The sequence below is a fragment of the Micromonospora sp. CNZ286 genome, from assembly GCF_014207755.1.
In genome coordinates, this window is sequence record NZ_JACHIZ010000001.1 from 2,170,528 (window position 1) to 2,195,994 (window position 25,467).

Below are 25,467 nucleotides of genomic sequence, written 5' to 3' on the forward strand. Positions count from 1 at the left end.
GTGTGTCCCGGGGGCTCCACCCCGGCGAGTTGTTGCAGCAGATCATCCAAACCGCGGCCGTGCTGGGAGGGCTTGACGACGACGCCGGCGCAGGCCGGTCAGCCTGCGGGACAACCGCCCGGCCAACCCCCTGTGCCTGAAGGACGTCGCCATCGGCCCCCAATGCGTAGAAGGCCCTGCGCCGCACGGGCGGCATCCGCTGCACCCCACTGAATGACGGCACCGTGAGCGCCGGACCGGTCGACGTGACGGTCAGTCGCTGACAACCGGCCGCCATCACCGGCTGGCCGTCTGGAGGCGGCCGGTGATCGTCCTCAGGCAGCGCCGACGTCGGTGGTGAAGGTCGCGAAGGCGAGCAGGCCGGAGTAGGCGGCCAGGCCGATGGTGAACCAGGTGAAGCTGGAGTGCCTTTCGGGGGCCAGTTCGTCGACGAAAATGTTGAGCAGGATCCCGCCACCCAGGAAGGCGGTGAGCACGTTCATCAGCACGCCGGTGGGCTGGACGGCGACCGCGGTCACCCAGCCGCCGGCGGCGCCGGCGACCAGGACGAGGCGCCACCCGGTGGTGAGGCTGACCGGGAAGTGCTCGGCCAGGACGCCGTCGGTGGCCAGCACGTGCAGCCCCATGGCGACGGCGAACAGCACCGCCGGCCCGAGCCCCGCGTCCAGCTTAGTCGCCAGGGTGTACGTGATCAGGCCGCTGTACAGGGCGAAGAAGCCGAGCTGGAACCCGAAGACCAGCCGGGTGGGCTCTTGCCGGCGCTGCTGCGAGCGGTGGGTGACACGTTCCAGGGCGTAGAACGTGAAGAAGCCGACCAGCGCGACGAGGAACAGCACGAATCCGCGGGCCGGGGTGGGCCTGATCTCCTCCTCCAGGACGTGGGCCACCGCCTGGTTGCCCTCCGCGAGGCGCGGCAGCAGATAGAGGAACACGTACGCGGCGGCGATGCCGCCACCGAGGGACGTCGCCGCGTGGGTGGGCACCGGCAGTCTCCGGCGGATGGCCGGCGCGAGAAGGTGCAGGGCTCCCAGCGCCACCGCCGCCGCCAGCGCCGCCCACAGGCCGCCCGCCCGGGTGAGCGTCACCGGGGCGGTGGGTTGCCGGCGGCCGGCTTGGAGCGCTGGAAGATGCCGAACAGCCAGAGCAGGGAGGGCGCCAGCAGCAGCGCTCCGACCGCGAGGACGGCGAGCACCGTGGCGAGCACGGTGGGATCACCGGCCGCCTCGGTGACGGTCAGGTCGGGCGGCAGCAGGTCTGGGTACTGGGCGGCGCCCCAGGCCCAGAGGACGGCCGCGACCGCGAGGGCCGCGGTCACCCGCACCGCCCGGTAGCGGCCGGTGGCGATCAGCACCAGCGACCCGAGCCCCGCGGCGAACGAGAGCAGCACCAAGGCGAGCGCCCGGCCCCGAAGATCGGCGAAAAGGTCCGGCGCGTCGGCGGCGACGACGGCCAGCCCGGCCGCCGCGCCGACGCCCACCACTATGCCGGTGACCAGGGCGCGGCGGCGGAACTGGGCCACCAGGTCGGCGGCACCGGCGCGGCGCGCGTCGTGGATGAGGTAGACCGCGGCGAGGTACGCGCACACGCCGATCGCGAGCAGTCCGCCGTAGATGGAGGTGGGATTGAGCCAGCTGCGCCAGATGTCACCCTCGGCGATGCCGGGTGGGACGCGACCGGAGGCGACTGCGCCGACGATCGAGCCGAGGAAGAACGGGGTGGCCACCGAGGAGAGCGCGAAGGTGGCGCCGTAGAGGCGTTGCTCGGTGAGGGTGTGACTGGCCTTGCGGAAGGCGAAGGCCGCGCCACGACCGATGATGCCCAGCGCGGCCAGGGTCAGCGGGATGTAAAGGGTGGAGGCGAACGCGGCGAACGCGGGCGGAAAGGTGGTCCAGAACAGGGTGATCACCAGGATCAGCCAGACGTGGTTGGCCTCCCACACCGGGCCGATCGAGTGCGCGATCAGTTCCCGGCGGGCTGCGCCGCGGCGCGCCCCGCCGGCGAGGAGGTCCCAGATCCCGGCGCCGAAGTCCGCGCCGGCGAGCAGGGTGTAGAGCGTCAGACCGGCCAGCAGCACCCCGAGCAGGACGTCGACGACGGTCATCGGCCGCTGTCCACCGGTTCGGGTACGCCCTCCTGCGGAGCGACCGGCTCGTCGCGGTGGCAGGCCATCCGCCACAGAACCGCGACGGTGGCGACGGTGAGCACCGCGTAGACGGCGGCGACCAGGGCCAGGCCGGTGGCCAGGCCCGGCGCCGGATTTACCGCCTCGGCGGTGCGCAGCACGCCGTACACGATCCAGGGTTGCCGCCCGACCTCGGTGACGACCCAGCCGGCCTCGACCGCGACGGCGGCGGCGACCCCGGACAGGGCGGCGGCCCGCAGGAACCACGGCGAGCGCGGCGGACCCCGACGCCGCCACCACGCAAGCGCCCACCAGGCGGAAAGCGCTACCAGCCCGAAGCCGATGGCCACCATCAGCTGGAACGCCCACTTGACCACCGTCACCGGTGGCTCCTGATCGTCGGGCACCTGGTCCAGGCCCATGACCACGGCGTCCGGATCCCACCTGGCCAGCAGCGACAGGGCGTTGGGCACCTCGACTGCGTACCGCAGTTCCCCGTCGACGTAGACGCCGCCGAGCGACAGCGGCGCGCCGGCCTCGGTGCGGGCCAGCCCCTCCATCGCGGCGAGCTTGGTGGGCTGGTACTCCGCGACGAAGTGCGCCGCCCAGTCGCCGACCACGACCTGCACCGGGGAGAGCACCGCAGCGACGGTGAACGGGATGGCGAAGCCGAGCCGGTGGTAGCGGTCCCGGCGGCCGCGCAGCAGGGCCACCGCGTAGACGCTGGCGATGCCGAAGCCGGTCACCATGAACGCCGCGACGATCATGTGCAGGGTCTGCGGCGGCGTCGCCGGGTTGAACATCGCCTGCCACGGCCTGACGTCGGTGACCTCGCCGGAGACCAGGTCGAAGCCGCGGGGCTGGTTCATCCAGGCGTTTGCCGACACCACGAAGAACGCGGACGCCACGCCCGCGACACAGACCGGCAGTCCGGAGAGCAGGTGCACCCGGGGTGGCACCCGGTCCCAGGCGTACAGGTAGATCCCGACGAAGATGGCCTCGACGAAGAACGCGATGCCCTCCATCGCGAACGGCAGGCCGATCACGTCGCCGAAGCGGCCCATCAGGCCGGGCCAGAGCAGCCCCATCTCGAACGACAGGATGGTCCCCGACACCGCGCCGACCGCGAACAGCACGCCCATCGCCTTGGCCCAGCGGTGCGCCAGCCGGGTGAAGGTCGGGTCCCCGGTGCGCAGACCGCGCCACTCGGCGAAGACGGTGACCGCCGGCATGCCGACGCCGAACGAGGCGATCACGATATGCCAGCCCAGGGACAGGGCCATCTGCACCCGCGCCGCCATGAGGTCTCCCGGGGCGGCGTCCTGGGCGAGCAGGTCAACCAGCATCGGGTTCCCCACCTTCGTTGCGTGTCAGCCCTATGGTGGTCTAACGGCCCGGCTGCTGGTCGGCAACGCGAATGCCGCATCCCGGGCGCGGAATCAGGGCTTGTACTCGCTGCGGGTGCGGGGCAGCCACTGCGGGTGCTTCTCCCGCAGGTAGCGAACCATCGCCTCGCGCAGGTCGCAGCGGAGGTCCCAGGCGCTCGGCCCGTCGGCGGCGGACGCCTGGATCTGGATGACGACGGTCTGCGGGTTGGCATCGACCATCTGAAGCACCCACTGATGCCGGTCCCACAGCGGCGACGCCTCGATCAGGCGCTGCGCCTCGACGCGCAGGTCGTCCAGGTTGGCGGTGTGGTCGACGTGGATCTGGACCTTGCCGACCACCCGGGTCTCGTGTCGCGTCCAGTTCTGGAACGGGCGCTCGGTGAAGTAGGTCGTGGGCAGGATGAGCCGGCGGTCGTCCCAGAGCCGGATCACCACGTTAGTCAGTTTCACCTCCTCGACGCGACCCCACTCGCCGTCGATGACGAGCACGTCACCGATGTAGAGGCCGTCCGCGAAGGCGACCTGGATGCCGGCGAAGGCGTTGCCCAGCGCGGTCCGGGCGGACAGGCCGATCACGGCGCCGATCACACCGGCCGAGGTGAGCACCGAGATGCCGAACAGGCGTATCGGCTCGAAGGTGGTCATGATCAGACCGATCGCGACGATCGTGACCGCCGTCGAGGTCAACCGTCGCACCGGCCGGATCTGGGTGCGGGTGCGGCGGATCCGACGGTCGGCCATCACCCCGGCCGGCAGCCGGCTGAACGCCACGATCTCGGCGACGTGCAGCGCCCTGACCACCAGCAAGGCGACGCTGCCGATCAGCAGCAACAGGATGGCGTGCCGGCCCTCGCGCAGCCACCGGCCCGGCCCTCCCGGCAGCGCGGCGTAGAGGCCAGCGAGTAGCAGAACGGCGGTCGTCGGGCGGCGGCAGGCCTGGCGCAGCGGCGCCAGCAGCCATTTGTAGCGACCATGGGCGATCCGGTTGACGAGTACGCCGCTGAGCACGTCCACCAGCACGGCCGCCGCCACCGCGGCCAGCATGATCACCGCTCGGCCCATCAGTTGCCGTTCACCGCGATACCGATGGTCATTACTTCCGCTCCCGTCCGGGTCGTCCCCACGGCAGCGTGTCACGAGACGGCCGATCGCCGGGCGTACATCGCGACCGGCCGAAGTCCCCCGGCGGCCGCGGCACGCGGCGCCGCCGCCCGGGGCTCGGGTGGCGAGGAGGTCGCCCGTGATCATCCGCGCTAGCCGAATCCGCCGTGGGAGGCAGAAACCAGGCCGCGGTGCACACCTGGTACCCGGCCAAGTTCGGCGGAGGTCCGGTGGCGCCGTTGCGGACCGTCGCCGATGCCATTGCCACCTGGCCCGAGTACGCCACCGCCGTGGCCGTACGCCTCGACGCGCATGACCAGATCACGGTATGCGCGCCCCACGGCCCCGACGATCTGCTCGATGGGGTGTGGCGGCGCAACCCGGCCAGGGCCAGCGCGGAGATCTCCCGGCGGCGACTCGCCCGCCACCGCCCCACCGAACGCTGGCCTGGTGTCCGCGTCGTGATGTGACCCGGCGCTCGAAGCCCGCTGCCCGAGTCGACCTGCTAAGGCGTGTTTCGTAAGTCGGGCTGGCGGTGTCGAGGTCACGGTGTGGCGGTGATCGATAACTGAAGAGGTCTCCGGTATCTGGTTTCTGCGACCAAGCAAGAACTTCATACCGGAGACCTCGTGGCCAGCGTAGCGGTGACGAGGCGGCATGACCTGACCGACGGGCAGTGGGCTGTTTTGGCTCCGCTGTTGCCTGCACCGTCGGCTACGGGTCGTCCGCCGAAGTGGGAGAAACGGCAGCTCATCGACGGGATCCGGTGGCGGATCCGGATCGGTGCCCCGTGGCGGGATGTCCCGGCCGAGTACGCGCCCTGGCCCACCGTCTACGGCCTGTTCCGCCGGTGGCAGCGCGACGGCACGTGGGACAAGATCCTGTCGGCGTTGCAAGCCGCCGGCGACGCCGACGGCCGGATCGGTTGGACGGTGAGCGTGGACTCGATGACCAGCCGCTCACCAGCACGCCGCGGGCGCCCGTACCGACGGGCATGCGCAGAAGGAACCACCCGGCGGGGTGCACGACGAGCCGGCCGATCACGCGCTGGGCCGATCACGCGGTGGGTTGACCACCAAGACTCACCTGGCCTGCGAGCAGGGACAAAAGGTCCTCTCGATGACCGTGACCGCCGGGCACCGTGGAGACAGCCCGCAGTTCATCCCGGTCCTGCGCCGTATTCGCGTGACCCGCCTCGGCGTGGGCCGGCCCCGCACCTGCCCCGACCTGGTCCTGGCCGACAAGGCCTACACCAGCCGCGGCAACCGCACCTACCTACGCAAGCGAGGGATCAAGGCGTGCATCCCGCGAAAGAAGGACCAGGACGCCCACCGCAAGGCCAAGGGCAGCCGCGGCGGACGCCCGCCGACATTCGACCCAGACCTCTACCGGATGCGGCATGCCGTCGAGAACGGCATCGCCCGACTCAAACGCCACCGCGGCGTGGCCACCCGCTACGACAAGTTAGCCGTACGCTTCCAGGCCGTCCTGACCATCACCATCATCTGCGAGTGGCTCTGACCAGCTTATGAAACACGCCTTAGGCCGTCAAACGCCACCCAACGATGCGCACGTCCAGCAACAGGGCCAGCTAGCTGGGGTAGCGCGGTTAGGCGGGTGAACGCGATGACAGCTCGGTGGCCCAACATCAACTGGACGTAACCCCGGAATCTAGAGATCGTTCGGCCACCCAATGACGCGCTCGGCGGTGACGCCTCGAAGGTCGGCTCCGTCCCACCGTGCCCCGGTGACGTCCGTGCGTCCGTACTCCGGATCGTGCGTCCTGACGTAGCCGAACCGCGCGTAGGACAGGTCGGTGTCACGCAGGTCGGCGCCCCGCAGATCGCAGCCGGCAAAGCTGACACCGCGAAGAGACGCGCCCCGAAGGTCGGCGCCACGGAAATCACACAACTTGAACGAGTGCCCATCCAGGGTGCGGTGCCGAAGATCGCGACCCGCGAACGATTGCCTCGTCGCGCGGAGCGGGGTGCTCACCCGCGAACCGTAGCGTGGTCGCCCGTCGCCGAACCAGCGGTTTCTGCCCACTCACTTGCGGGGCAGTCCGTAGCGCAGGACCGCTACTTCGCCCGCACGTCGTGACGCGCGGGCGCCAACCCGAACTTGACCGTTAGTCGTAGACCTCAGGCCGCCACAGAGTCTCTTCTCTGCGATCCGCCTCCGGCGGAGCCTGAAGCAACGGATGATCTCGTAACGGGCTGCGGTAGACCTCCAGTTTGTGTTCCGGCTGTGCGTTCCGTAGGGCGGCCACGAGGTCTCCGAGTTCCTCGACGACGGCGATGATCTGCTCCTCGCTGTAGCGGGCAGGGGCGTTGGTCTTCTCTTCGGCTGGCGTGTGCTGGTGCCGTTCGGCGTGTTCGCGTTCTGCCTGGGTCTCGGCGATCCAGCCGGCAACGACGCCTGGGTCGGCGTCGGCGTCGAGCGCCGCCCGGTAGCGCGCCAGTTTGGCGTCGCACCCGGCGATTGTGGGTCCTTCGAGCGCCGTCGGGGCGGCGGTGGGCGCTGCCGCAAGTGTGGCCAAGTTGCTCGCCGAACACGGTCGCATCGAGGAGGCCATCGGCCTGCACCGCAAACGCCTGGACGCCGGCAACGAACTCGCCGCCGGAGACCTCGCCGAACTGCTCGCCGAACACGGCCTTACCCGCGAACTGGAGGCAGAAGTACACGCAGGTACTTCTACGGCCACGTACTGGGTCGAGCTCTCGCCCGATATAAGACCCGGGCGGCGGCGTGCCGCGCGCAAGGACCTGAGCGAGAATGGGCCAGTTCGAACTCTGCGCAACCCTGGAAGGACCCCTCCCTTGGCCGGTGGACTCGTAGCCCTGCTGGATGACGTGGCGGTGCTGGCCCGAGCCGCTGCCGCGTCGATCGATGACATCGGGGCGGCCGCCGCGAAGGCCGGCGCCAAGGCTGCGGGCGTCGTCGTCGACGATGCTGCCGTCACGCCGCAGTACGTACGGAGCCTGGCGGCCGAGCGTGAGTTGCCGATTATCAAGCGCATTGCCCTGGGGTCGCTGCGCAACAAGTTCTTCATCATCCTGCCGGCGGTGCTGCTGCTCAGTCAGTTCGTGCCCTGGCTGCTCACTCCGATCCTCATGCTCGGCGGCGCCTACCTCTGTTACGAAGGCGCGGAGAAGGTGTGGGCCAAGATCGCCCATCACGATGCCCACGGCGCGGGCGAGGAGAAGGTGCAGGACGAGACGACACTGGTGTCCGGGGCGGTACGGACCGACCTGATCCTCTCGGCGGAGATCATGGTCATCACCCTGAACGAGGTGATCGATGAGGCGTTCTGGTCCCGCCTGGCGATCCTGGCTGTCGTCGCCGTCGTCATAACCGTCCTGGTGTACGGCGTGGTGGCCCTGATCGTAAAGATGGACGACGCCGGACTGCGCCTGTCGCAACGTTCCGGCGCCGTCGCCACGTTCGGCCGCGGTCTGGTGAGGGCGATGCCGGTAGTCCTCACCGTGCTGACGGTGGTCGGCACCGCGGCGATGCTGTGGGTGGGCGGGCACATCCTGCTGCTGGGCACGAACGAGCTGAATCTGCACTTCCTGTACGAGGCCGTGCACCACGTGGAGGTCGCCGCCCACGACGCCACGGGTGTTCTCGGCGGGCTCGTCGGCTGGCTCGTCAACACGGTGGCCAGCGCGATCCTCGGGCTGATCGTCGGGGCGCTGGTCGTGCTGGTCATGACTCTCACGCTCCACCGCCGCAAATCCAAGCCTGCGACTGCGGCGGCCACGACTCGTACTGACGGCATCATCCCCGCTCCGCCGAGCCGTGCAGCTCAGCGTCGCGACGCTCCTGTGGACCGAGCGCCGCGTGGGTGACCGCAAAATCATCGCAATTCGACCACGGGTTCAGGCGTTCTGGTGCTGAACCGCTCAGTACTCCAGCCGCACCTGGTGGAGTCAGAGTCTTCGCTGGTAGTGGGCCGATCTGGCGCGGTATTGGTGTCGTCGTCGCCATCGTGACCTACCGACACAAAGACCGCGCCCTCGGCCGCGTTCCCGCAGCCACCAAGACCAACGACTAACTGACTCCACGCGCGCCTACTGCCCGCATCCCGAGCGATGCAAGACCAGGCCAGGGCGCTACCAACATCGGGTTCGGCCTGGGCGGTTCTCGGGCCGGACGGGATTGGCGGGGCAGCCATCGGGGAGGGGAGCGGCCGTGTCGGGCAGGATAGCGGGGTGGCGGTGGGCTTGGACTGGGCGAGCTTCGAGCGCGTGCTGGTAGACGCCCTGGTGCAAGCCGTCCGGTCGACCATCGCCGAACATCCTGACGAGCGGTTCTACGCCGCGGCGTTGGACCGGATCTACCGCGAGACCGATGACCAGATCAGCCTGCCCAGCCTCGCGATGAACAGTGTCGAAGCGTTGGCGCAGCTTCCCGCCGAGGAGCAGACGGATGTGCGGTGGAACGCCGCCGACTGGGACCACTACGACGACGAGTGGCTCGCCGAGGACCTGACCCGGGATTGGGAACGGCAGCTGACCGCGGAGGCCTGCCGAGGGACGACCCGGCAGTGGGAGGCGACGTTCCGCCGGTACCTGTCGATGCTCGTGCGCGTGTGTAAGCGAGCCAGGGTCGCACTTCGCACCAGCGGCGTCACCGACCGGGACTTCGTGGTGCTGCTGCTCGACGACGAGTACCACGAGACGCTGATCAAACGCGGCCTCACCGAACGTGAGGTGAGCCGGCACATCCCTGAGTACGACCAGCGGGCGGTCGTGATGGCCCGGGTCGCCGCACTACCGGAGGCCGAACGCGCCGCGTACTACGTCGCCCGGCTGGACGCGTTTGACGGCCCGATCAGCGGCGAGGACGCCCAGGTGGCGCTGCGTGATCTCGGGCCGGCCGCGTTTCCCGCCTTGATCCCCCTGCTCTCTGCCAAGGACCGGGCGTGGCGGGCCGCCAAGCTGCTAGCCGACATCGGCCAACCCGACGACGGCGTCCTGCGGGCACTGCACGAGGCGCTGACCGAGCGGGACGGACCGGACCAGTCGTGGGCGGGCCGTGCGCTGGCGCGGCTGGACCGCCTCGATCTCGTGCTCGACCAGATCCACCGTCTTCCGCAGGAAGTTGTGATCACCGCCGTCGCCGCCCCGTACACCAGCTTCCGCAACCAGGCGGTCATCGCACGGCGGTTGGACTACCGGCCCTTGCAGGAGGTCATCGAGCGCCGGCCGGCGTATGTGCCGGCGCTGGCCGAGGAGCTCAAGCCAGGGCGGGGGTACTGCGACATCACCGTCGACGAGGTCGACGAAGCGATCCGCGGACTGGCCTCGCCGCACGTCGTCATCCGCCGGCACGCGGTGTGCGTGCTCGGCGAACGGCGTCTCGGTGCCGCCGTCGCGAGGCGGGTCCTTCCGCTACTCGGACAGACGGTCAGCCAGGACCCGGACGCCACCGTGCGACGGCTGGCGATCCTTTCCCTGCGTGGCTGGCGCAAGGAGTCTTACCGGCACGCGAACGTGATCAGCGAGGCGCTCAACGACCCAAACGAAGACGTCCGCGAAACCGCCGCCTACTGGCTACGGGAACAGAACGGGCGACCCGCGTGACCGCGTATGTGCTCACGTGGGGTGGGCAGCCGTTGGCGCGCCCATGCCTGGGCTGCCGCGACCAACTCGTGAGAGCTGCTGAATCGCGACCTGGCCCTCGCGGACGTCGGACAAGCAATGACCCCCACCATGGGGTGGAGCCGGGTTGAGCTGCCGGACCGTGAAGGAGCGTTAATTAGTGGACGAACGGACCCGCGGACTTCTCGACGCCGCGGTGCGCGAACAGCTTGACACTCACAGCCGGGTTCTACCGCCATGGCGAGCGCACCCGGAGATCGAGCGGTACAGCATCGGCTGGCGCATGGGCTACGGCGAATGGCACCTGATGCTCTGGTGGCACTGGTGGGAGTCCGCCCCCATGGACCAGGCGGCGCGGATCGCGTACTTCCAGGCCGACGAGCCGCCGCACCAGTGGCTGGACTGGGCCGCGGACCAGATCTGGCCGGATGAGGACTTCGGTGAGGCGAGCGTACGCCGCCTCGCCGCACACGGGATCGGTACGCGTCCGCTGTTGTTCCTGGACGTGGACGGAACACTCCTGCCGTTCGCCGGCGCCGCGGGGCAGATGGACGACGAACCCAACCCGTTGCTGGCCGGACTCAGCCCTGAACACGGCCGTCGCCTGGCCGCGTTGCCGTGCGACATGGTCTGGGCCACGACCTGGATGGCCGAAGCGAACGAGGTACTCGCGCCGCGGCTCGGCCTGCCTCAGCTGCCCATCGTCGACTGGCCGGACGAAGATGACGACGACGGTCGGCTGCACTGGAAGACCCGCCACCTCGTCGAATGGGCCGCGGGACGCCGGTTCGTCTGGGTCGACGACGAGATCACCGACGCCGACCGGTCCTGGGTGGCCGCGAACCACAGCTCTCCCGCGCTCCTGCATCGTGTCAACCCACGCCATGGCCTCACCGATGCGGACTACAACACCATCGCAGGATGGCTGATGAAAGACGGCTCCACATGCATGAACGAGGAGACCACGTCCTAGGACGCTCTAGAGGGTGTGCCAGCGACCTCAGGCTCCAGTCGGTTGTCGTGTCGCTGAGTAACCGCGGTGGCCCGCCCCATGATCGCCGCCGATGCGTCCGGCGAATCGGCCCGCACCATCGCCCGGCAGTAGCGGGCCACCGTCCGCCGAGATGTTCCGGCACCTCGACCGCATCGATCCCTGGCTGAAGCGCATGGACCCTGCCGGGCCGCACGAACGCCCCCAGGAGCGCAGCACGCTGAGCCGCGACAACAAGGAGATGCATCCGTACCAGCTCAGCCAGGCTGCCTGGCACGCCCTCTCGCACGCCGTCGACCACCTGCACTGCCTGCGCACCGTCCTGAAAGACGCGCACGTCATGCACATGTACGCCCCGTACTCGCTGGCCCGAGCCGCCTTGGAGAACGCAAGCGCGGCGGTATGGCTGCTCGCGCCGGACGACCGGGCCGAGCGAGTCCGCCGGCGGTTGCGCTTCGCTGCTCTGGACATCAAGGGCGGCGAGGCGGTCAGGGAACTGCTCGGTGCGCCGGAGGGACGCAAACCCGCGGAGGCCCGCACAGAGCAACTGCGCGAAATCGCGCGGCGGAGAGGTGTCGATCCGAAGACCGCCGTGCGCCGGCTGACGTACGGGGAAATCGTCGAAGCAGCTGGCGACACCATGCCGGGTGGCAGAGTGCCGTTCGTGCTCACGTGGAAGATGTGCAGCGCTATCGCCCACGGCGACTCTTGGGCCACGATCAACGTGGTCAGCCAGGAGGAGATCCCGGGCGCACCCTCTGGCCTCGCCCACCTGAAGATCACCGCGGACCCGAAGACGCTGTTCTTCGCCGTCTCGATGACCGCCGCCGGCTGGCGCCTGTACGACGATCGGTCGCGCCGCATTCGCACTCAGCGCGACGTCACCCTGAGTGTGGGAACCGTACAGACGCAGAGGACGGCGAGGGGTTCGCGTTCGCCTCCGCCCCGGCCGACTGCCCGCGGGTGGTCTGCGGTCAGGTCGGTGGCCTCGTGTGCTGGTCGACGCCAGCCGGGGCACCAGTTGCCGTGCTTTGGCCCTGTGCTGGGCCACGGCCTGGGCTCGGCGTGCATCCTCGCCGGGTAGGCGGGGTCGTCGGGCCCGCTTGGCTTGCAGGGTGGCGGCCGCGGGAAGCCTGACAGGTAGGGCAGCGGCTGTCGGATTCGGGCAGGGGCGTTCGTAGTCAGTGTGAGGGACAGCCTACGAGGGTGCTGTCGCGGTCACAGGAGGTGATGGGTGATGCACCCGTGCGCCAAGGTCCGCTGCATGTTCGATCTCGTCGGCCCATTGCCACCGTGATCTTCTCCGAGGTGCCGAACGAGGCGTTCCTGGCCCTCGGTATGTGCGATTACTGTGACGGCTACTTCGCGGGCCGGGCCGCGCTGCTGGGGCTGGTAACGGCGCAGGTGATGCACGCGGTCTTCGACAACTTGCGGGTGGCCGATCGACCTTGCCACCTGGGCTGCGGTCAGCGCGCCGACCGCGGGCCGGGCTCTGTATGCCGGCTCCGGGCGCTCGCTGTGCCGGAGGAGCCGGTGGCCCGGCTCCAGGCGTTCACCACGCTGGACGCCACGCTGATGAGTGTCCAGGCTGTTGCGGTTGATCATCGAGAGGTAGGGGCATGGCAAAGCTGATTTACGTGAATAACGTGTCGCTTGACGGCTACATGGAGGACGAACGCGGCGCGTTCGCCTGGTTGCCGATGGACGACGAACTATTCGTTCTCTACACCGATCTCCTGCGGTCCGTGGGCACGTTCCTCTACGGGCGGCGGCTGTACGAGGCGATGGCCGTCTGGGAGACCGACGCCGCTCTGGCCGCCCAGTCCGACCTCATGGCCGACTTCGCAAGCGCCTGGCAGGCAGCGAGAAAGGTCGTGTACTCCACGACCCTCGCCGCGGTGTCAACCGCCGACACCCGACTCGAACGCCGCTTCGACCCCGCCGCGGTACACGAACTGAAGGCCACGGCCAGCAGCGATCTCACCGTTGGAGGTGCAAACCTCGCGGCGCAGGCTCTTGAGGCCGGGCTGGTCGACGAGTGCCAGCTGTTCGTCTGGCCCGTGGTCGTCGGCGGGGGTAAGCCGGGCCTGCCGACCGGCATGCGCGTCGACCTCGAACTCCTCGATGAGCGCCGATTCCGAAACGGCGTCGTACACCTCCGCTACCGCCCTCTCGGGCAGTGAACGACGATCGCCAGCGCTTGCATGACGGCGGAGCGCTGACGGCTGATCCGACCGGAGACCTCCCAGGGAGACCGAAGTGGTCAGCGTTGGTTTCCGCAAGTCGAGCCTGCGGGCGCCGATCAGGTGCCGACGCGGCGTGTCTCGAAGGCCCACATCACGATCTCGACGCGGTTGCGGGCGTTGAGCTTGCGCATCAGGGCGGCGATGTGGGTCTTGACGGTGCTGAGGCTGATGGACAGCTCATCGCCGATCTCGCTGTTGGTCCGCCCGCGAGCGGCAGCCAGCAGGACCTGTTCCTCGCGAGCGGTCAGCGGCTCGACAGGTTCAGGTGGTACCGAGCGCGGGCGGCTGTTCGCGAAGGAGGACAGGAGCTTCGCGGTGATGTTCGGTGCGATCAGGGCGTCGCCGCGGGCGGCGGCATGGATGGCCTGGGTGAGCATCTCGGCGCCGGCGTCCTTGAGGAGGAAGCCTCGGGCGCCTGCCTTGAGCGCGCCGTAGACGTATTCGTCGAGGTCGAAGGTGGTGATGACGACGACGGCCAGCGGACCGGCGACGTCGGCTCCGGCGAGTTGGCGGGTGGCTTCGATCCCGTCGACCTCGGGCATGCGGATGTCCAGCAGGCACACATCGGGACGTAGCGAACGGGCCATGGAGATCGCCCGGCGGCCGTCGGCGGCGTCGCCGACGACGGCGATGCCCGGTTGAGCGTTCAGGATCATGCAGAGCCCTGCTCTGAGGATGTCCTGGTCGTCAGCGACCAGCACGCGGATGGTCATGACGCGCGCGCTGTCCGAGGAAGCGTGGCAGGCTTTCCCGCCGTTGTGTTCAGGCCGCGGCGTCCTTGAGGTCCTGTGCGCGATCGGTGTTCTCCCACAGCAGATCGGGCAGTTCCCGGCCGAAGTGGCCATAGACGGCGGTCTGCCGGTAGATCGGGCGGAGCAGGCGCAGGTCGCGGATGATCGCGGCCGGCCGCAGGTCGAACACCTCGTCGATCGCGCGCTCGATCCGGTGCGTCGGGACGTTCTCGGTACCGAACGTGTCCACGAGGAAGCTCACCGGGCGCGCCTTGCCGATCGCGTATGCGACCTGCGTCTCGCAACGCTCGGCCAGGCCGGCCGCCACCACGTTCTTGGCGACCCAGCGCATCGCGTACGCCCCCGAGCGGTCCACCTTGGAGGGGTCCTTGCCGGAGAACGCGCCACCGCCGTGGCGAGCGTATCCGCCGTAGGTGTCGACGATGATCTTGCGGCCGGTCAGGCCTGCGTCGCCCATCGGCCCGCCGATCTCGAATCTACCCGTCGGGTTCACCAGCAGCCGGTAGTCCTCGACGTCCACGCCCAGGCCGGTCAGCTCCGGCTCGATCACGTGTTCACGCACGTCCGGGGCCAGCAGTGAATCGAGTGAGATGTCCGCGGCGTGCTGGGACGACACCACCACCGTGTGCAGGCGGGCCGGGCGCGAGCCGTCGTACTCGATGGTGACCTGGGTCTTGCCGTCGGGCCGCAGGTAGGGGATCGTCCGATCCTTGCGCGCGGCGGCGAGCCGGCGGGCCAGCCGGTGCGCCAGCGCGATCGGCAGCGGCATCAACTCGGGTGTCTCCGAGCAGGCGTAGCCGAACATCATCCCCTGGTCGCCGGCGCCCTGGGTGTCGAGGGCGTGCACCGAGCCGCCGGCCACCCGCTCGATCGCCCGGTCCACGCCACGTGCGATGTCGGGCGACTGCGCGCCGATGGAGAGGTTCACGCCGCAGGACAGCCCGTCGAAGCCCTTCCGCGACGAGTCGTACCCGATGTTCAGGATGGTGTCCCGGACGATCTGGGGGATGTCCGCGTAGGCCCGCGTGGTCACCTCACCGGCGACGTGGACCTGACCTGTCGTGATCAGCGTCTCCACCGCCACGCGGCTTTGGGGATCCTGCGCGAGCAGGGCGTCGAGGACGGCGTCGCTGATCTGGTCGGCGATCTTGTCCGGGTGGCCTTCGGTCACCGACTCGGAGGTGAAGAGGCGACGTGTCACGGTGCTCCTCGGGGGTGGCGGACTCGGTCGCCGAAGCCTGGCGGCACCGGCTCAAGGAAGGCTCAAGAGCGGGCGGACGATGCGTCCATCGGCGTTCCAGTGATGTCGCGGCCGGGATCGTTAGCGTGCCCGTATGACGACCATGCTGATCACCGGCGGAGCGGGCTTCATCGGCGCGAACTTCGCGCACCACGTCCGCCGATGTCATCCCGGATACCGGATCATCTTGCTGGACGCGCTCACCTACGCAGGGAACCGCAGCTCCCTCCGGCCGATCCTCGATCACATCGAGTTCGTGCACGGCGACGTCCGTGACGCCGAAGTGCTGGATCGGCTGGTCGCGGCCAGCGACACCGTCGTGCACTTCGCGGCCGAATCCCACGTCGACAACTCGCTGCTGGATCCGGCGCCGTTCGTGCAGACGAATCTGGTTGGCACGTTCAACCTGCTCGAGGCGGTACGCCGCTACGATCGGCGGCTACACCACATCTCCACCGACGAGGTCTTCGGTGATCTCCCGCTGGACTCCGACGAGCGGTTCACCGAGTTGAGCCGCTACGACCCCTCCAGCCCCTACGCGGCCACGAAGGCCGGCTCCGACATGCTCGTGCGCGCCTGGGTGCGCTCCTACGGGGTGCGAGCCACCATCTCGAACTGCGCGAACAACTACGGTCCCTACCAGCACGTCGAGAAGTTCATCCCCCGGCAGATCACCAACGTCCTCGCCGGTGACCGGCCGAAGGTCTACGGGCGGGGCGACAACGTCCGGGAATGGACCCACGTCGACGACCACAACACGGCGATAGACGCGATCCTGCGGTCCGGCCGGATGGGTGAGACCTACCTCGTCGGCTCCGGGCAGGAATGCGACAACCGACAGATCGTGCGCCTGATCCTCGAGTTGATGGGCCGGCCCGCGGACGACTTCGACTTGGTCACGGACCGCCCCGGGCACGACGCGCGCTATGCCAACGACAGCGACAAGCTGCGGACCGAGCTGGGCTGGAAGCCCCGGTACGCCGATCTCTCCGCCGGCCTGGCCGGCACGATCGACTGGTACCGCCGCAACGGGTGGTGGTGGAAGCCGCAGAAGGACGCGACGGAGGAGCGCTACCGACGACTGGGTCGCTGACCGGCTCCGTCCTGACGCCTGACGGAGCCGGCCCGGGAACGGGCCGGCTCAGGCGTGCTCAGGCCAGCTCACCCGCGATGTCCATCACGTAACGGCCGTAGCTCGAACCAGCCATCGCCTCGCCCAGCCGGTGACAGGCGGCGGCGTCGATCAACCCCATCCGCAGCGCCACCTCCTCGATGCAGGCGATCCGCACGCCCTGCCGGGCCTCCAGCGTGCCGACGTAGAGGCTCGCCTGGAGCAGCGACTCCGGCGTACCGGTGTCCAGCCAGGCGAAGCCCCGGCCGAGGTCGACCAGCCGGGCCCGCCCGCGTTCGAGGTAGACCTGGTTGACGCCCGAGATCTCCAACTCGCCGCGCGGCGACGGTCCGATGTTCTTGGCAATGTTGACGACGTCGTTGTCGTAGAAGTAGAGCCCGGTGACGGCCCGGTTGGAACGTGGCTTCGCCGGCTTCTCCGCGATGGACACGAGTCGGCCGTCCCCGTCGGTCTCGGCCACGCCGTAGCGCTCCGGATCGTGTACCGGGTAGCCGAAGAGGACGCAGCCGTCCACCTCGCGCGCAGTCTCCAGCAACAGGTCGGAGAAGCGCAGCCCGTGGAAGATGTTGTCGCCCAACACGAGGGCGACCTCGTCGTCACCGATGTGGTCGGCGCCGATCAGGAACGCCTCGGCGATGCCGCCCGGGTGCGGCTGCTCGGCGTAGCTCAACCGGAGCCCGAGATGCGCGCCGTCACCCAGCAGCCGCCGGAACTGCACGAGGTCGGCGGGGGTCGAGATGAGCAGGATCTCGGTGATGCCTGCGAGCATGAGCACCGACAGCGGGTAGTAGATCATCGGCTTGTCACCGACCGGCAGCAACTGCTTCGACACGGCCAGCGTCAGCGGTCGCAGCCGGGTTCCGGAGCCGCCGGCAAGGATGATGCCCTTCACTGGTCCACCTCGGTCCTCAGTCGTCGATCAACGCGACGGCGCGCGTCCAGCCGGCACCGGCGCCGGCGATGCGGATGGGGAAGCACGCGACCCGGAAGCCGTACGGCGCGGGTAGCTCGCCCAGGTTGGCCAGGCGCTCGATCTGGCAGTACTCGCGCTCGCGCCCGACCATGTGCGCCGGCCACAGCACCGACCGGTCACCGGTCCTGCGGTAGCGGTCGATGATGTCGCCGAACGGCGCGTCCAGGCTGAACGCGTCGGTGCCGATGACGCGCACCCCCAGGTCGAGCAGCAGCCGGGTGGCGGGCCCGTCGAGGCCCGCGAACCGGGTGAAGTATTCCGGGGTACCCGCCCGGGCGTCGGCACCGGTGTGCAGCAGCACGATGTCCATCGGGTCGGGACGCCGGCCGATGCGCGCGAACTCCTTCTCGATGCGGGCCACGTCGATCACGCCCGTCCCGGCGTCGGTGAGGTCGAGGACCATGCCGGGCCGGAAGAACCAGTCCAGCGGCATGCTGTCGATGTGCCTCGGCGTCCCGTCGCCGTACGTGGTACGGGAACCGTAGTGCGACGGCGCATCGACGTGTGTGCCGGTGTGACTGGTCAGCGAGAGGCGGTCGAGGGACAGGAACTCGCCGTCGGGCAGCTCGTGCGGGTCGAAGTCGACACCGAAGTGCTTGCGCATCTCGGCGCACATGTGTTCGGCGCCCTCGCGCGGGGTGAGCACTTTGTGCACCACCGGGTCGGGCTCGGCAGACGATGCGTCGATCGCTGAGGATAGGTCGATCAGCCGCACACAGCACCTCCGCGGTCGCGTCAGTCGGATGGCCTCGATGCTGCGCGCGGCGGCCGGAACGGCGGTCGAGCGTCGCTTGCGGCCGGAACCAGGGAAGTTCGATGTGTACCGGGCACCGTCGAGCGGAAGCCGAGAAAGCCGATGGAGGACTCCATGCCGCTGGACACCGATCAGACCGCGGGTGCGACCCACACGTACGCCCGGGTCCAGGACTTCTACGCCCGGCACATGCACCTGCTCGATGCCGGCGAGGCGGCCGAGTGGGCCGCCATGTTCACTCCGGACGGCGTGTTCGTCCCGCCGTCGGCGCCCGAGCCGATCCGTGGTCGCCAAGCGCTGGAGGCGGGCGTGCGCAGCGCCGCCGCGGCGCTCGCGGACAAGGGTGAACAGGTCAGGCACCTGCTGACGATGGCGGCGGTTGAGCCGCGCGCCGACGGTGTGCTCTTCGTGCGCAGCTACACGCAGGTCGTGGTGACGCCGCAGGGCGGTAAGCCGCGGTTGGACATCATGTGCGTGTGCGAGGACGAACTCGTTGCCGCGGGCGACGAGTTGCTGGTGCGGCACCGTCGGGTCACCCGCGACGACCTCCCCTGAGCGCCGTGGCCGTCGTCGTCGAGCGCGGTGCGAGCGCGGCACCGGCCGCGTGTGACAGGGTCGTCATGTGACACGACACGAGGAACGCGTCTGGCTCGTCACGGGCGCATCGCGCGGGTTGGGCCGGGCGGTGACCGAGGAGGCCCTCGAAGCCGGTGACCGGGTGGCCGGCCTGGCTCGCGACGTGACCTCCTTGGCCGCGCTCGACCGGAAGTATCCGGGCCGGCTGCTCGCCCTGCCGACCGACGTGTCCGACCGAGCGGCGGTGTTCGGCGCGGTGGATCGCGCGGTCGCCCAGCTCGGCGGCCTCGATGTCGTGTTCAACAACGCCGGCGAGCTGCTCGCCGGAATGGTCGAGGAGTACACCGAGGAGCAGGTGCATGATCACCTTGCCGTGAATTTCCTCGGCGCGCTGTGGGTGTCGCAGGCGGTGCTGCCGCGGCTGCGCGCCCGTGGCGCCGGTCACCTGTTCCAGGTGACATCGAAGGGAGCCGGTGAAGGGCGGGGCGGCTACGGTCTCTACGGTGCCGGCAAGGCCGCCCTGAAGGCCCTCAGCGAGGCCCTGGCCGACGAGAGCCGCGACTTCGGGGTCCGGGTCACGATGCTGGAACCCGGCCCGCACGCGACGACTCTCGGCAACGCCATGAAGTCGACGCCGCGCCTGGACGTGTACGACCGGACGCGGCGCCGCCTGGCAGCCGAGGCCCCGCCGCTGGGACCGGTCGCCAGCACCAGGAAGTCGGCGGCCCGGATCCTGGAGATCGCGGGACTCTCCGATCCGCCGATCCGGGAGCCCCTGGAGGCCTGACCGGCTCCAGCGTCGCTCAGCGTCACGTCGAGCGTGCGGCCGCATGGTGCGCGCATGCGAGTGCTGTTCACGCCGTTTCCGTCCAGTTCCCACGTCAACAATCAGGTGCCGCTCGCCTGGGCGCTGCGTGCCGCAGGGCACGAGGTCTGCATGGCGACCCAACCCGACGCGACCGAGGACATCCTCGGTGCAGGGCTGACCGCCGTGCCGGTTGGCGACATGCTCGACGTCGCGCAGCACGTTCGCGACGCGGAGGCCCGCGAGGAGGAACGCCCGCCCGCCGACGGCGAGGCCGGGTCGTGGCTCGACACCTTCGACATCAGCGAAACCCGCACCGAGTCGCTGACCTACGACTATCTCCACGGCACCCTGACCGCCTGGACGAACGTCGTCCTGCAGAACACCATGCCGCGCCGGGCGCTCGACGAACTCGTCGCCTTCACCGCGCACTGGCACCCCGACCTGGTGATCTGGGACCCGATGTACTTCGGCGGCGCGATCGCCGCGAAGTCGTGCGGTGCCGCGCACGCCCGCTTCCTGTTCGGCCTCGACGTCCTCGGCAACCTGCGCCGGCACTACCTCGCGGCTCTCGCGGCCCGTCCCGCGATCCTGCGCGAGGACCCTCTCGCCGAGTGGCTCGGCCGGTTCGGATCCGGGTTCACCGAGGACCTTGTGGTCGGTCAGTGGACCCTCGACCCGGTTCCGTCCTCGCTCGCGCTGGATACCGGACTGCCGCGCGTCGGTGTGCGGTACGTGCCCTACAACGGGGCCTCCGTCGTGCCGGACTGGATCAGCGAACTGGAGGCCGGCACCGCACGCGTGTGCATCACGCTGGGCATGGCGCATCGCGAGGTGTGGGGCACCGATCGGCTCTCCGTCGGCCGGATCCTCCAGGGTGTCGCGGACCTCGGCGTCGAGGTGATCGCCACCCTCGACGACGTCGAGGCCGACGGGGTGCGGGTCGTGGACTTCGTGCCGCTGGACGTGTTGCTGCCGCTGTGCTCGGCGGTCGTGTCGCACGGTGGGGCGGGATCCTTCCAGACCGCGCTGGTGCACGGCGTTCCGCAGGTCGTCGTGCCGGACATGCTGTGGGACACCGGTCTGAAGGCACGCCGTCTCGCCGGGTCCGGTGCCGGCCTGTACGCCAACGACCTGACCGGCCTGCGGGACCTGGTCGGCCGGGCGCTTCACGATCGGGGGATCGCGGCGGCGGCCCGACGCCTGCGATCGGAGGCGCTCGCCATGCCCGCGCCGAGCGAGGTCGTAGCTCTCCTCGAACGACTCACGGCAGCGAACCGGCCAACGGCAGCGGGCTGAGAGAGACACCCGCTCCAGACACGCTCGACCTCGGCTCGAGCCCGCGACTCCATCGTCGATCGTAGGAGACCGGCACCAATGAGCAGGTCCGCAAGAGCGGGGGAGTCTGCGTGAGTCAACGTCGGGTCGTCATCACCGGGATCGGCGTCGTCGCGCCCGGCGGGTTGGGAGCGAAGGCCTTCTGGGAACGCATCGTGGCGGGCACCCCGATGACCCGCCTGATCACCGCCTTCGACTCCACCGGCTTCCGGTCGCGGATCGCTGCCGAGTGTGACTTCGATCCGTTCCAGTACGGCTTCAGCGAGCACGACATCGGGCGCTTGGACCGGGCCGCCCTGTTCGCGCTCACCGCCACGCGGGAGGCGATGAGCGACAGCGGCCTCGTCGTCGACCGCGACGACGCGCACCGGGTCGGGGTGAGTCTCGGTACCGCCGTTGGCGCCACGCTGCGGTTGGAGGAGCGCTACCGCGCGGTCAGCCACGAAGGGCGCGACTGGCTCGTCGACCACCGGCTCGCCGGCCCCGACCTGTACGACTACTTCGTGCCCAGCTCGATGGCGGCCGAGGTGGCCTGGGCCGCCGGCGCGGAAGGACCCAACGCCGTCGTGTCGGCCGGGTGCACCTCCGGCATCGACGCGGTGGGACACGCCTGGGACCTCATCCGCGACGGATCGGTCGATATGATGATCGCCGGCGCCACCGACGCGCCGATCGCGCCGATCACGGTTGCCTGCTTCGACGCCATCAAGGCCACGTCCTACACCAACGACGATCCAGGCACCGCCGCGCGGCCGTTCGACCGTACGCGTAACGGGTTCGTGCTCGGCGAGGGCTCGGCGGTCCTGGTCTTGGAGGAACTGCAGAGCGCGCGCCGCCGCGACGCGCACATCTACGCCGAGATCCGCGGGTACGCCTCCCGTGGCAACGCCTTCCACATGACCGGCCTGCGGCCCGACGGGCAGGAGATGGCCGCGGCGATCCGCGCCGCCCTCGACACCGCCCGCATCCCGGCCACCGCCGTCGACTACGTCAATGCGCACGGCACCGCGACCAGACAGAACGACCGCCACGAGACCCAGGCGCTCAAGCGGGGCCTCGGCATGCACGCCTACGACGTGCCGATCAGCTCCATCAAGCCGGTCATCGGACACTCGCTCGGCGCCGTCGGAGCGATCGAGGTCGCCGCCAGCGCGATGGCGATCGAGTTCGACGTCGTGCCACCGACGGCCAACCTCCACCACCCCGACGCGGAGCTGGACCTGGACTACGTGCCACGCGAGGCCAGGCAGCGCAAGCTCTCCACAGTGCTGACCGTGGGCAGCGGCTTCGGCGGATTCCAAAGCGCGATGGTGCTCTCCGCGCCCGAGGCGGTGGCAGCATGAGCACCGCCGTGGTGACAGGGCTCGGCGTCGTCGCGCCCAACGGCGTCGGTGCCGGGGACTACTGGGCGGCGACCCTGCGGGGCCGCAGCGCGATCGGGAGAATCGACCTGTTCGACGTCGAGGACTACCCGAGCCGCCTCGGCGGCGTGGTCACCGGCTTCGACGCCGGGAACCACCTGCCCAGCCGGCTGCTGCCGCAGACCGATCGCATGACCAGGTTCGCGCTGGCCGCCGCGGACTGGGCGGTCGCCGACGCCGGCATCGACCGGTCGGCGCTGGCCGCGACCGACCTCGGCGTGTCGACCGCGAGCGCGTCGGGCGGATTCGCGTTCGGACAGAAGGAGCTCGAGCACCTGTGCGCCGACGGACCGAGCCACGTCAGCGTCTACCAGTCGTTTGCCTGGTTCTACGCCGTCAACTCCGGCCAGATCTCGATCCGGCACGACATGCGCGGCCCGATCGGTGTACTCGTCGCCGACCAGGCCGGTGGTCTCGACGCCATCGCGCACGCCCGCCGCTCCGTCCGAAAGGGCGCGCCGCTCGTGCTCACCGGCGGGATGGACTCCGCGCTGTCCCCGTACGGGCTGGCCGCGCTGATCTCCAGCGGCATGCTGTCCACCGCCGACGACCCGCACCATGCCTACCTTCCCTTCGACCGCAGGGCGAACGGCCACGTGCCCGGCGAGGGCGGCGCCATCCTCACCGTCGAGGACGGCGACTGTGCCCGCGAGCGTGGTGCCCACGTCTACGGCGAGATCGCCGGGTACGCCGCCACGTTCGATCCCTCACCGGGCTCGGGTCGTCCGGGCAACCTCGGGCGTGCCGTGCGGGCGGCCCTCGCCGACGCCGGGGTCGGCCCGGACGAGGTCGGCGTGGTCTTCGCCGACGCAGCCGGCGACGCGGACGCCGACCGGGCGGAGGCCGAGGTGATCGTCGACCTCTTCGGCCCGCGTGGCGTCCCGGTCACCGCGCCCAAGACGATGACCGGTCGCCTGTACTCCGGCGCCGGCCCGCTCGACGTGGCGACCGCGCTGCTCGCGCTGCGCGACAAGGTCATCCCGCCGACCGTGAACGTCGTCGCGGACTACGCCCTCGACCTGGTCGAGGCCCCCCGGCAGCTGACGGCGTCGGTTGCCCTGGTGCTGGCCCGCGGCCGGCAGGGCTTCAACAGCGCACTGGTTGTACGTGCCCCACGAAAGGAAAGCTGATGAGTCAATCCGTCCGATTGAGCGTTCCCGATCTGCTGACCATCCTGGCCACCTGCGCCGGCGAAGCGGAGCCCGTCGACGCGGCCGCCGAAGACCTCGGCGAGGTCCCGCTGGCCGACCTGGGCTACGACTCCCTCGCGTTGCTCGAAGCGTCGAGCGCCGTCGAACGGCGGTTCGGTATCTCGCTGCCCGAGGAGGAGGTGGCCGAGGTGCGGACGCTGAATCAGCTAGGCGACCTGGTCAATGACCGCCTCGCCCAGGTCCGGTGACCGGTGCCGACCCGATGCGTCTGATCGGCAGCGGTTTCCTCGCCCGGCATCTGCGGCCGCTCGCGGACGCGTACCCCGGCGTCACCGTGCTCGCTGCCGGGGTACCGAGGCACCCGCTGCCGGACGCCGAGCACGAGCGGGAGGCTCGGCTGGTGGCCGACACACTCCGGGACTGTGTGCGCGACGGCCGGCAGTTGGTGTTCTTCTCGACCGTCAGCATGTACGGCGGGCCGGGTTGCCAGGGACGCGAAGACGACCCCGTCGAGCCGGCCCTCCCGTACGGACGGCACAAGCTGGATCTGGAAGGGATGATCCGCGACTGCGGCGTTCCGTACCTGATCCTGCGCCTCGGGTACGTGCTCGGTCCCGGAGAACCGGAGTTCCGGCTCGTGCCCGCCATCATCCGGCAGCTTCGCGCCGGACGCGTCACGGTCCAACCAGGCGCCCGGCGCGACATCGTCCACGTCGAGGACTGGATGACGGTCGTCGACCGGCTGCTCGCCACCGGCGTCACCGACGAGGTCGTCAACGTGGCGTCGGGCGACTGCGCTGAGATCGCGGCCGTGATCGACGTGCTGGAGCGGCATCTCGGCGTGACGGCCGAGCGGGTGCTCCTCGACTCGACAGTGTCGCACTGCCCGTCGATCGCCAAGCTGCGCACGCTCGTACCGGAGGTGACGGCGTTGGGTTTCGGGCCGGGCTACCATCGCGTAGCCCTGGCCCGCTACCTCTCCTCCCTCCGCGCTACAGGGTGATGAGCGGGAATCCCTCGTCGTCCAGCGGCTGGCCGGGCTCGAATCCCGCCATGTGCCCGTCCTGGACGCCGGGGCGGTAGGTGGCGTCAGCATTGACGTACACGATGCCGTGGCCCATCCGACGTGCGTCGGACGTGTTGCTACCGGCCAGATGCACGGTACGGCAGTGGTGAAACGTCACGTCACCGGCGCGCAGTGGCACGGTCACCCGCGGCTGCCACGGGAACTCCGGCCAGATGTCGGTGATGTCGGCGAACTCCTCGAAACTCGTCATGTGCTCCTGCCGGTGCTCCGGCGGTCGCAGATGCGAACGGGGCACGTACGACAGGCAACCGCGCTCGACCGGGACGTCGGACAGCGCCACCCAGGCGGTCAAGGCCCGCGACAACGACGACAACGGCAGCCCGGTCTCGTCGTCGTGTACGAGCGTCGGCGCCGCCTTGTGCGGCTCCTTCGCGAGCACCTCGCTGGTGTACAGCCGCATCGGGCCATCGGCGAGCTGCAGCGCGATCGAACCGATCGCCGGGTGAAGGGCCAGTTCCCGGATCGTGTCGCTCTTGCGCCAGGCCTGCGCGACGTAGTTGACCTCGACACCGTTGACGCCGTCCCAGATCTCCATGTGGCTGTCGAGGAGCTGGGCGGCCGCCTCGGCATACCGGGCCACCTCGTCGGCGTCGAGCACGCCCGGCACGTGGACGAAGCCCTGTTCCCGGTAGCGGCGGATGGTCTCGTCAGAAATCGGATCGATCATGCTTCGCGCGCCTGTGTCTCCCATGGACTACGTCCTCCCGTCACGGTGACTGCCGCCCACAGGGTGCGGCGCGCCGCTCGAGTCCTTCGCGTCAGCCGGTAGACCCGCACCGGCCGG

Annotated in this window: 27 protein-coding genes; 16 read left to right on the forward strand and 11 right to left on the reverse strand. The window is 69.8% G+C overall.

Annotation, left to right across the window (positions count from 1 at the left end; all coding sequences use genetic code 11):
* Positions 1 to 314: 314 nt before the first annotated feature.
* The 4 genes from FHX31_RS10050 to FHX31_RS10065 all read right to left on the reverse strand — a co-directional run bounded on the left by FHX31_RS10050 (position 315) and on the right by FHX31_RS10065 (position 4,572).
* Complete coding sequence (locus FHX31_RS10050) at positions 315 to 1,085, reverse strand: hypothetical protein (protein WP_047892987.1); 771 nt, start codon at positions 1,083 to 1,085, stop codon at positions 315 to 317.
* Positions 1,082 to 2,101 (reverse strand): cytochrome d ubiquinol oxidase subunit II, encoded by a 1,020-nt coding sequence (locus tag FHX31_RS10055; RefSeq protein ID WP_030275000.1) that lies wholly within the window; start codon positions 2,099 to 2,101, stop codon positions 1,082 to 1,084. Before FHX31_RS10055 ends, FHX31_RS10050 begins: the two co-directional genes overlap by 4 nt.
* A complete protein-coding gene (locus FHX31_RS10060) occupies positions 2,098 to 3,468 on the reverse strand; it encodes a cytochrome ubiquinol oxidase subunit I (RefSeq protein WP_091331579.1) in 1,371 nt (456 codons plus the stop codon). The genes FHX31_RS10055 and FHX31_RS10060 overlap by 4 nt, the downstream gene beginning before the upstream one ends.
* Before the next feature lie 93 nt (positions 3,469 to 3,561).
* On the reverse strand, positions 3,562 to 4,572 hold the full coding sequence (locus FHX31_RS10065) for a mechanosensitive ion channel family protein (RefSeq protein ID WP_030274996.1): 1,011 nt from the start codon (positions 4,570 to 4,572) through the stop codon (positions 3,562 to 3,564).
* Between the two features lie 206 nt (positions 4,573 to 4,778).
* Between FHX31_RS10065 and FHX31_RS10070 the strand changes: the two genes are divergently transcribed.
* Positions 4,779 to 5,081, forward strand: a complete 303-nt coding sequence (locus FHX31_RS10070) for a nucleotidyltransferase family protein (protein WP_082171356.1) — start codon at positions 4,779 to 4,781, stop codon at positions 5,079 to 5,081.
* A gap of 174 nt (positions 5,082 to 5,255) precedes the next feature.
* Positions 5,256 to 6,132, forward strand: a protein-coding gene (locus tag FHX31_RS10075) for an IS5 family transposase (protein WP_402881259.1) whose coding sequence is annotated in 2 segments (ribosomal slippage) — positions 5,256 to 5,566 and positions 5,565 to 6,132 — 879 coding nt in all. Because the reading frame shifts where the segments join, the coding sequence is not laid out codon by codon here.
* Between the two features lie 150 nt (positions 6,133 to 6,282).
* Here the strand turns inward: FHX31_RS10075 and FHX31_RS10080 are convergent.
* Both FHX31_RS10080 and FHX31_RS10085 read right to left on the reverse strand, forming a co-directional pair.
* Positions 6,283 to 6,606, reverse strand: a complete 324-nt coding sequence (locus FHX31_RS10080) for a pentapeptide repeat-containing protein (RefSeq protein ID WP_049794834.1) — start codon at positions 6,604 to 6,606, stop codon at positions 6,283 to 6,285.
* A 133-nt stretch (positions 6,607 to 6,739) separates the two neighbouring features.
* Positions 6,740 to 7,186: a hypothetical protein gene (locus FHX31_RS10085; RefSeq protein WP_049800118.1), complete on the reverse strand. Its 447-nt coding sequence runs from the start codon at positions 7,184 to 7,186 to the stop codon at positions 6,740 to 6,742.
* Between FHX31_RS10085 and FHX31_RS10090 the strand changes: the two genes are divergently transcribed.
* The 6 genes from FHX31_RS10090 to FHX31_RS10115 all read left to right on the forward strand — a co-directional run bounded on the left by FHX31_RS10090 (position 7,152) and on the right by FHX31_RS10115 (position 13,391).
* On the forward strand, positions 7,152 to 8,462 hold the full coding sequence (locus tag FHX31_RS10090; RefSeq protein ID WP_236619263.1) for a DUF808 domain-containing protein: 1,311 nt from the start codon (positions 7,152 to 7,154) through the stop codon (positions 8,460 to 8,462). The two genes, FHX31_RS10085 and FHX31_RS10090, sit on opposite strands and share 35 nt — an antisense overlap.
* Before the next feature lie 363 nt (positions 8,463 to 8,825).
* Positions 8,826 to 10,199, forward strand: a complete 1,374-nt coding sequence (locus FHX31_RS10095; protein WP_091331590.1) for a DUF4303 domain-containing protein — start codon at positions 8,826 to 8,828, stop codon at positions 10,197 to 10,199.
* Positions 10,200 to 10,707: 508 nt separating this feature from the next.
* Positions 10,708 to 11,190 carry an HAD domain-containing protein gene (locus tag FHX31_RS32420; protein ID WP_221488635.1) on the forward strand — a complete coding sequence of 161 codons (483 nt, stop codon included), beginning with the start codon at positions 10,708 to 10,710 and terminating at the stop codon, positions 11,188 to 11,190.
* A 151-nt stretch (positions 11,191 to 11,341) separates the two neighbouring features.
* Complete coding sequence (locus FHX31_RS10105) at positions 11,342 to 12,292, forward strand: hypothetical protein (RefSeq protein WP_176739813.1); 951 nt, start codon at positions 11,342 to 11,344, stop codon at positions 12,290 to 12,292.
* 209 nt (positions 12,293 to 12,501) lie between these two features.
* A complete protein-coding gene (locus tag FHX31_RS10110) occupies positions 12,502 to 12,840 on the forward strand; it encodes a helix-turn-helix domain-containing protein (protein ID WP_176739814.1) in 339 nt (112 codons plus the stop codon).
* Positions 12,828 to 13,391, forward strand: a complete 564-nt coding sequence (locus tag FHX31_RS10115; RefSeq protein ID WP_184975805.1) for a dihydrofolate reductase family protein — start codon at positions 12,828 to 12,830, stop codon at positions 13,389 to 13,391. The genes FHX31_RS10110 and FHX31_RS10115 overlap by 13 nt, the downstream gene beginning before the upstream one ends.
* A 119-nt stretch (positions 13,392 to 13,510) precedes the next feature.
* On the opposite strand, the gene FHX31_RS10120 is transcribed toward FHX31_RS10115, so the two are convergent.
* Together FHX31_RS10120 and metK are read right to left on the reverse strand one after the other, a co-directional pair.
* Entirely contained in the window at positions 13,511 to 14,167 is a 657-nt protein-coding gene (locus FHX31_RS10120) for a response regulator (RefSeq protein ID WP_184975808.1), read from the reverse strand.
* A 49-nt stretch (positions 14,168 to 14,216) separates the two neighbouring features.
* Positions 14,217 to 15,407, reverse strand: a complete 1,191-nt coding sequence (gene metK / locus FHX31_RS10125; protein ID WP_071094286.1) for a methionine adenosyltransferase — start codon at positions 15,405 to 15,407, stop codon at positions 14,217 to 14,219.
* Between the two features lie 142 nt (positions 15,408 to 15,549).
* On the opposite strand from metK, the gene rfbB reads away from it, so the two are divergent.
* The gene (gene rfbB / locus FHX31_RS10130; RefSeq protein WP_013287172.1) at positions 15,550 to 16,539 is read left to right on the forward strand and encodes a dTDP-glucose 4,6-dehydratase; all 990 of its coding nucleotides are present in this window, start codon (positions 15,550 to 15,552) and stop codon (positions 16,537 to 16,539) included.
* A 58-nt stretch (positions 16,540 to 16,597) separates the two neighbouring features.
* Here rfbB and rfbA read toward each other — a convergent pair whose 3' ends face one another.
* Together rfbA and FHX31_RS10140 are read right to left on the reverse strand one after the other, a co-directional pair.
* Positions 16,598 to 17,470: a glucose-1-phosphate thymidylyltransferase RfbA gene (gene rfbA, locus FHX31_RS10135; protein WP_013287171.1), complete on the reverse strand. Its 873-nt coding sequence runs from the start codon at positions 17,468 to 17,470 to the stop codon at positions 16,598 to 16,600.
* 16 nt (positions 17,471 to 17,486) lie between these two features.
* On the reverse strand, positions 17,487 to 18,266 hold the full coding sequence (locus tag FHX31_RS10140) for a cyclase family protein (RefSeq protein ID WP_151012622.1): 780 nt from the start codon (positions 18,264 to 18,266) through the stop codon (positions 17,487 to 17,489).
* A 153-nt stretch (positions 18,267 to 18,419) separates the two neighbouring features.
* Between FHX31_RS10140 and FHX31_RS10145 the strand changes: the two genes are divergently transcribed.
* From FHX31_RS10145 to FHX31_RS10175, 7 genes are all read left to right on the forward strand, one after another.
* Complete coding sequence (locus FHX31_RS10145) at positions 18,420 to 18,860, forward strand: nuclear transport factor 2 family protein (protein ID WP_013287169.1); 441 nt, start codon at positions 18,420 to 18,422, stop codon at positions 18,858 to 18,860.
* Between the two features lie 67 nt (positions 18,861 to 18,927).
* Positions 18,928 to 19,668, forward strand: coding sequence for an SDR family NAD(P)-dependent oxidoreductase (locus FHX31_RS10150; protein ID WP_013476207.1), 741 nt, complete (start codon positions 18,928 to 18,930; stop codon positions 19,666 to 19,668).
* Between the two features lie 54 nt (positions 19,669 to 19,722).
* Entirely contained in the window at positions 19,723 to 20,985 is a 1,263-nt protein-coding gene (locus FHX31_RS10155; RefSeq protein ID WP_184975811.1) for an activator-dependent family glycosyltransferase, read from the forward strand.
* Between the two features lie 110 nt (positions 20,986 to 21,095).
* Positions 21,096 to 22,367, forward strand: coding sequence for a beta-ketoacyl-[acyl-carrier-protein] synthase family protein (locus FHX31_RS10160; protein WP_184975814.1), 1,272 nt, complete (start codon positions 21,096 to 21,098; stop codon positions 22,365 to 22,367).
* Positions 22,364 to 23,575: a ketosynthase chain-length factor gene (locus FHX31_RS10165; protein WP_184975817.1), complete on the forward strand. Its 1,212-nt coding sequence runs from the start codon at positions 22,364 to 22,366 to the stop codon at positions 23,573 to 23,575. Before FHX31_RS10160 ends, FHX31_RS10165 begins: the two co-directional genes overlap by 4 nt.
* A complete protein-coding gene (locus tag FHX31_RS10170) occupies positions 23,575 to 23,844 on the forward strand; it encodes an acyl carrier protein (RefSeq protein WP_013287164.1) in 270 nt (89 codons plus the stop codon). The genes FHX31_RS10165 and FHX31_RS10170 overlap by 1 nt, the downstream gene beginning before the upstream one ends.
* Before the next feature lie 14 nt (positions 23,845 to 23,858).
* Positions 23,859 to 24,599, forward strand: coding sequence for an NAD-dependent epimerase/dehydratase family protein (locus FHX31_RS10175; protein WP_030275177.1), 741 nt, complete (start codon positions 23,859 to 23,861; stop codon positions 24,597 to 24,599).
* Here FHX31_RS10175 and FHX31_RS10180 read toward each other — a convergent pair.
* Entirely contained in the window at positions 24,589 to 25,350 is a 762-nt protein-coding gene (locus FHX31_RS10180; RefSeq protein ID WP_232236803.1) for a phytanoyl-CoA dioxygenase family protein, read from the reverse strand. The two genes, FHX31_RS10175 and FHX31_RS10180, sit on opposite strands and share 11 nt — an antisense overlap.
* Between the last annotated feature and the right edge of the window lie 117 nt (positions 25,351 to 25,467).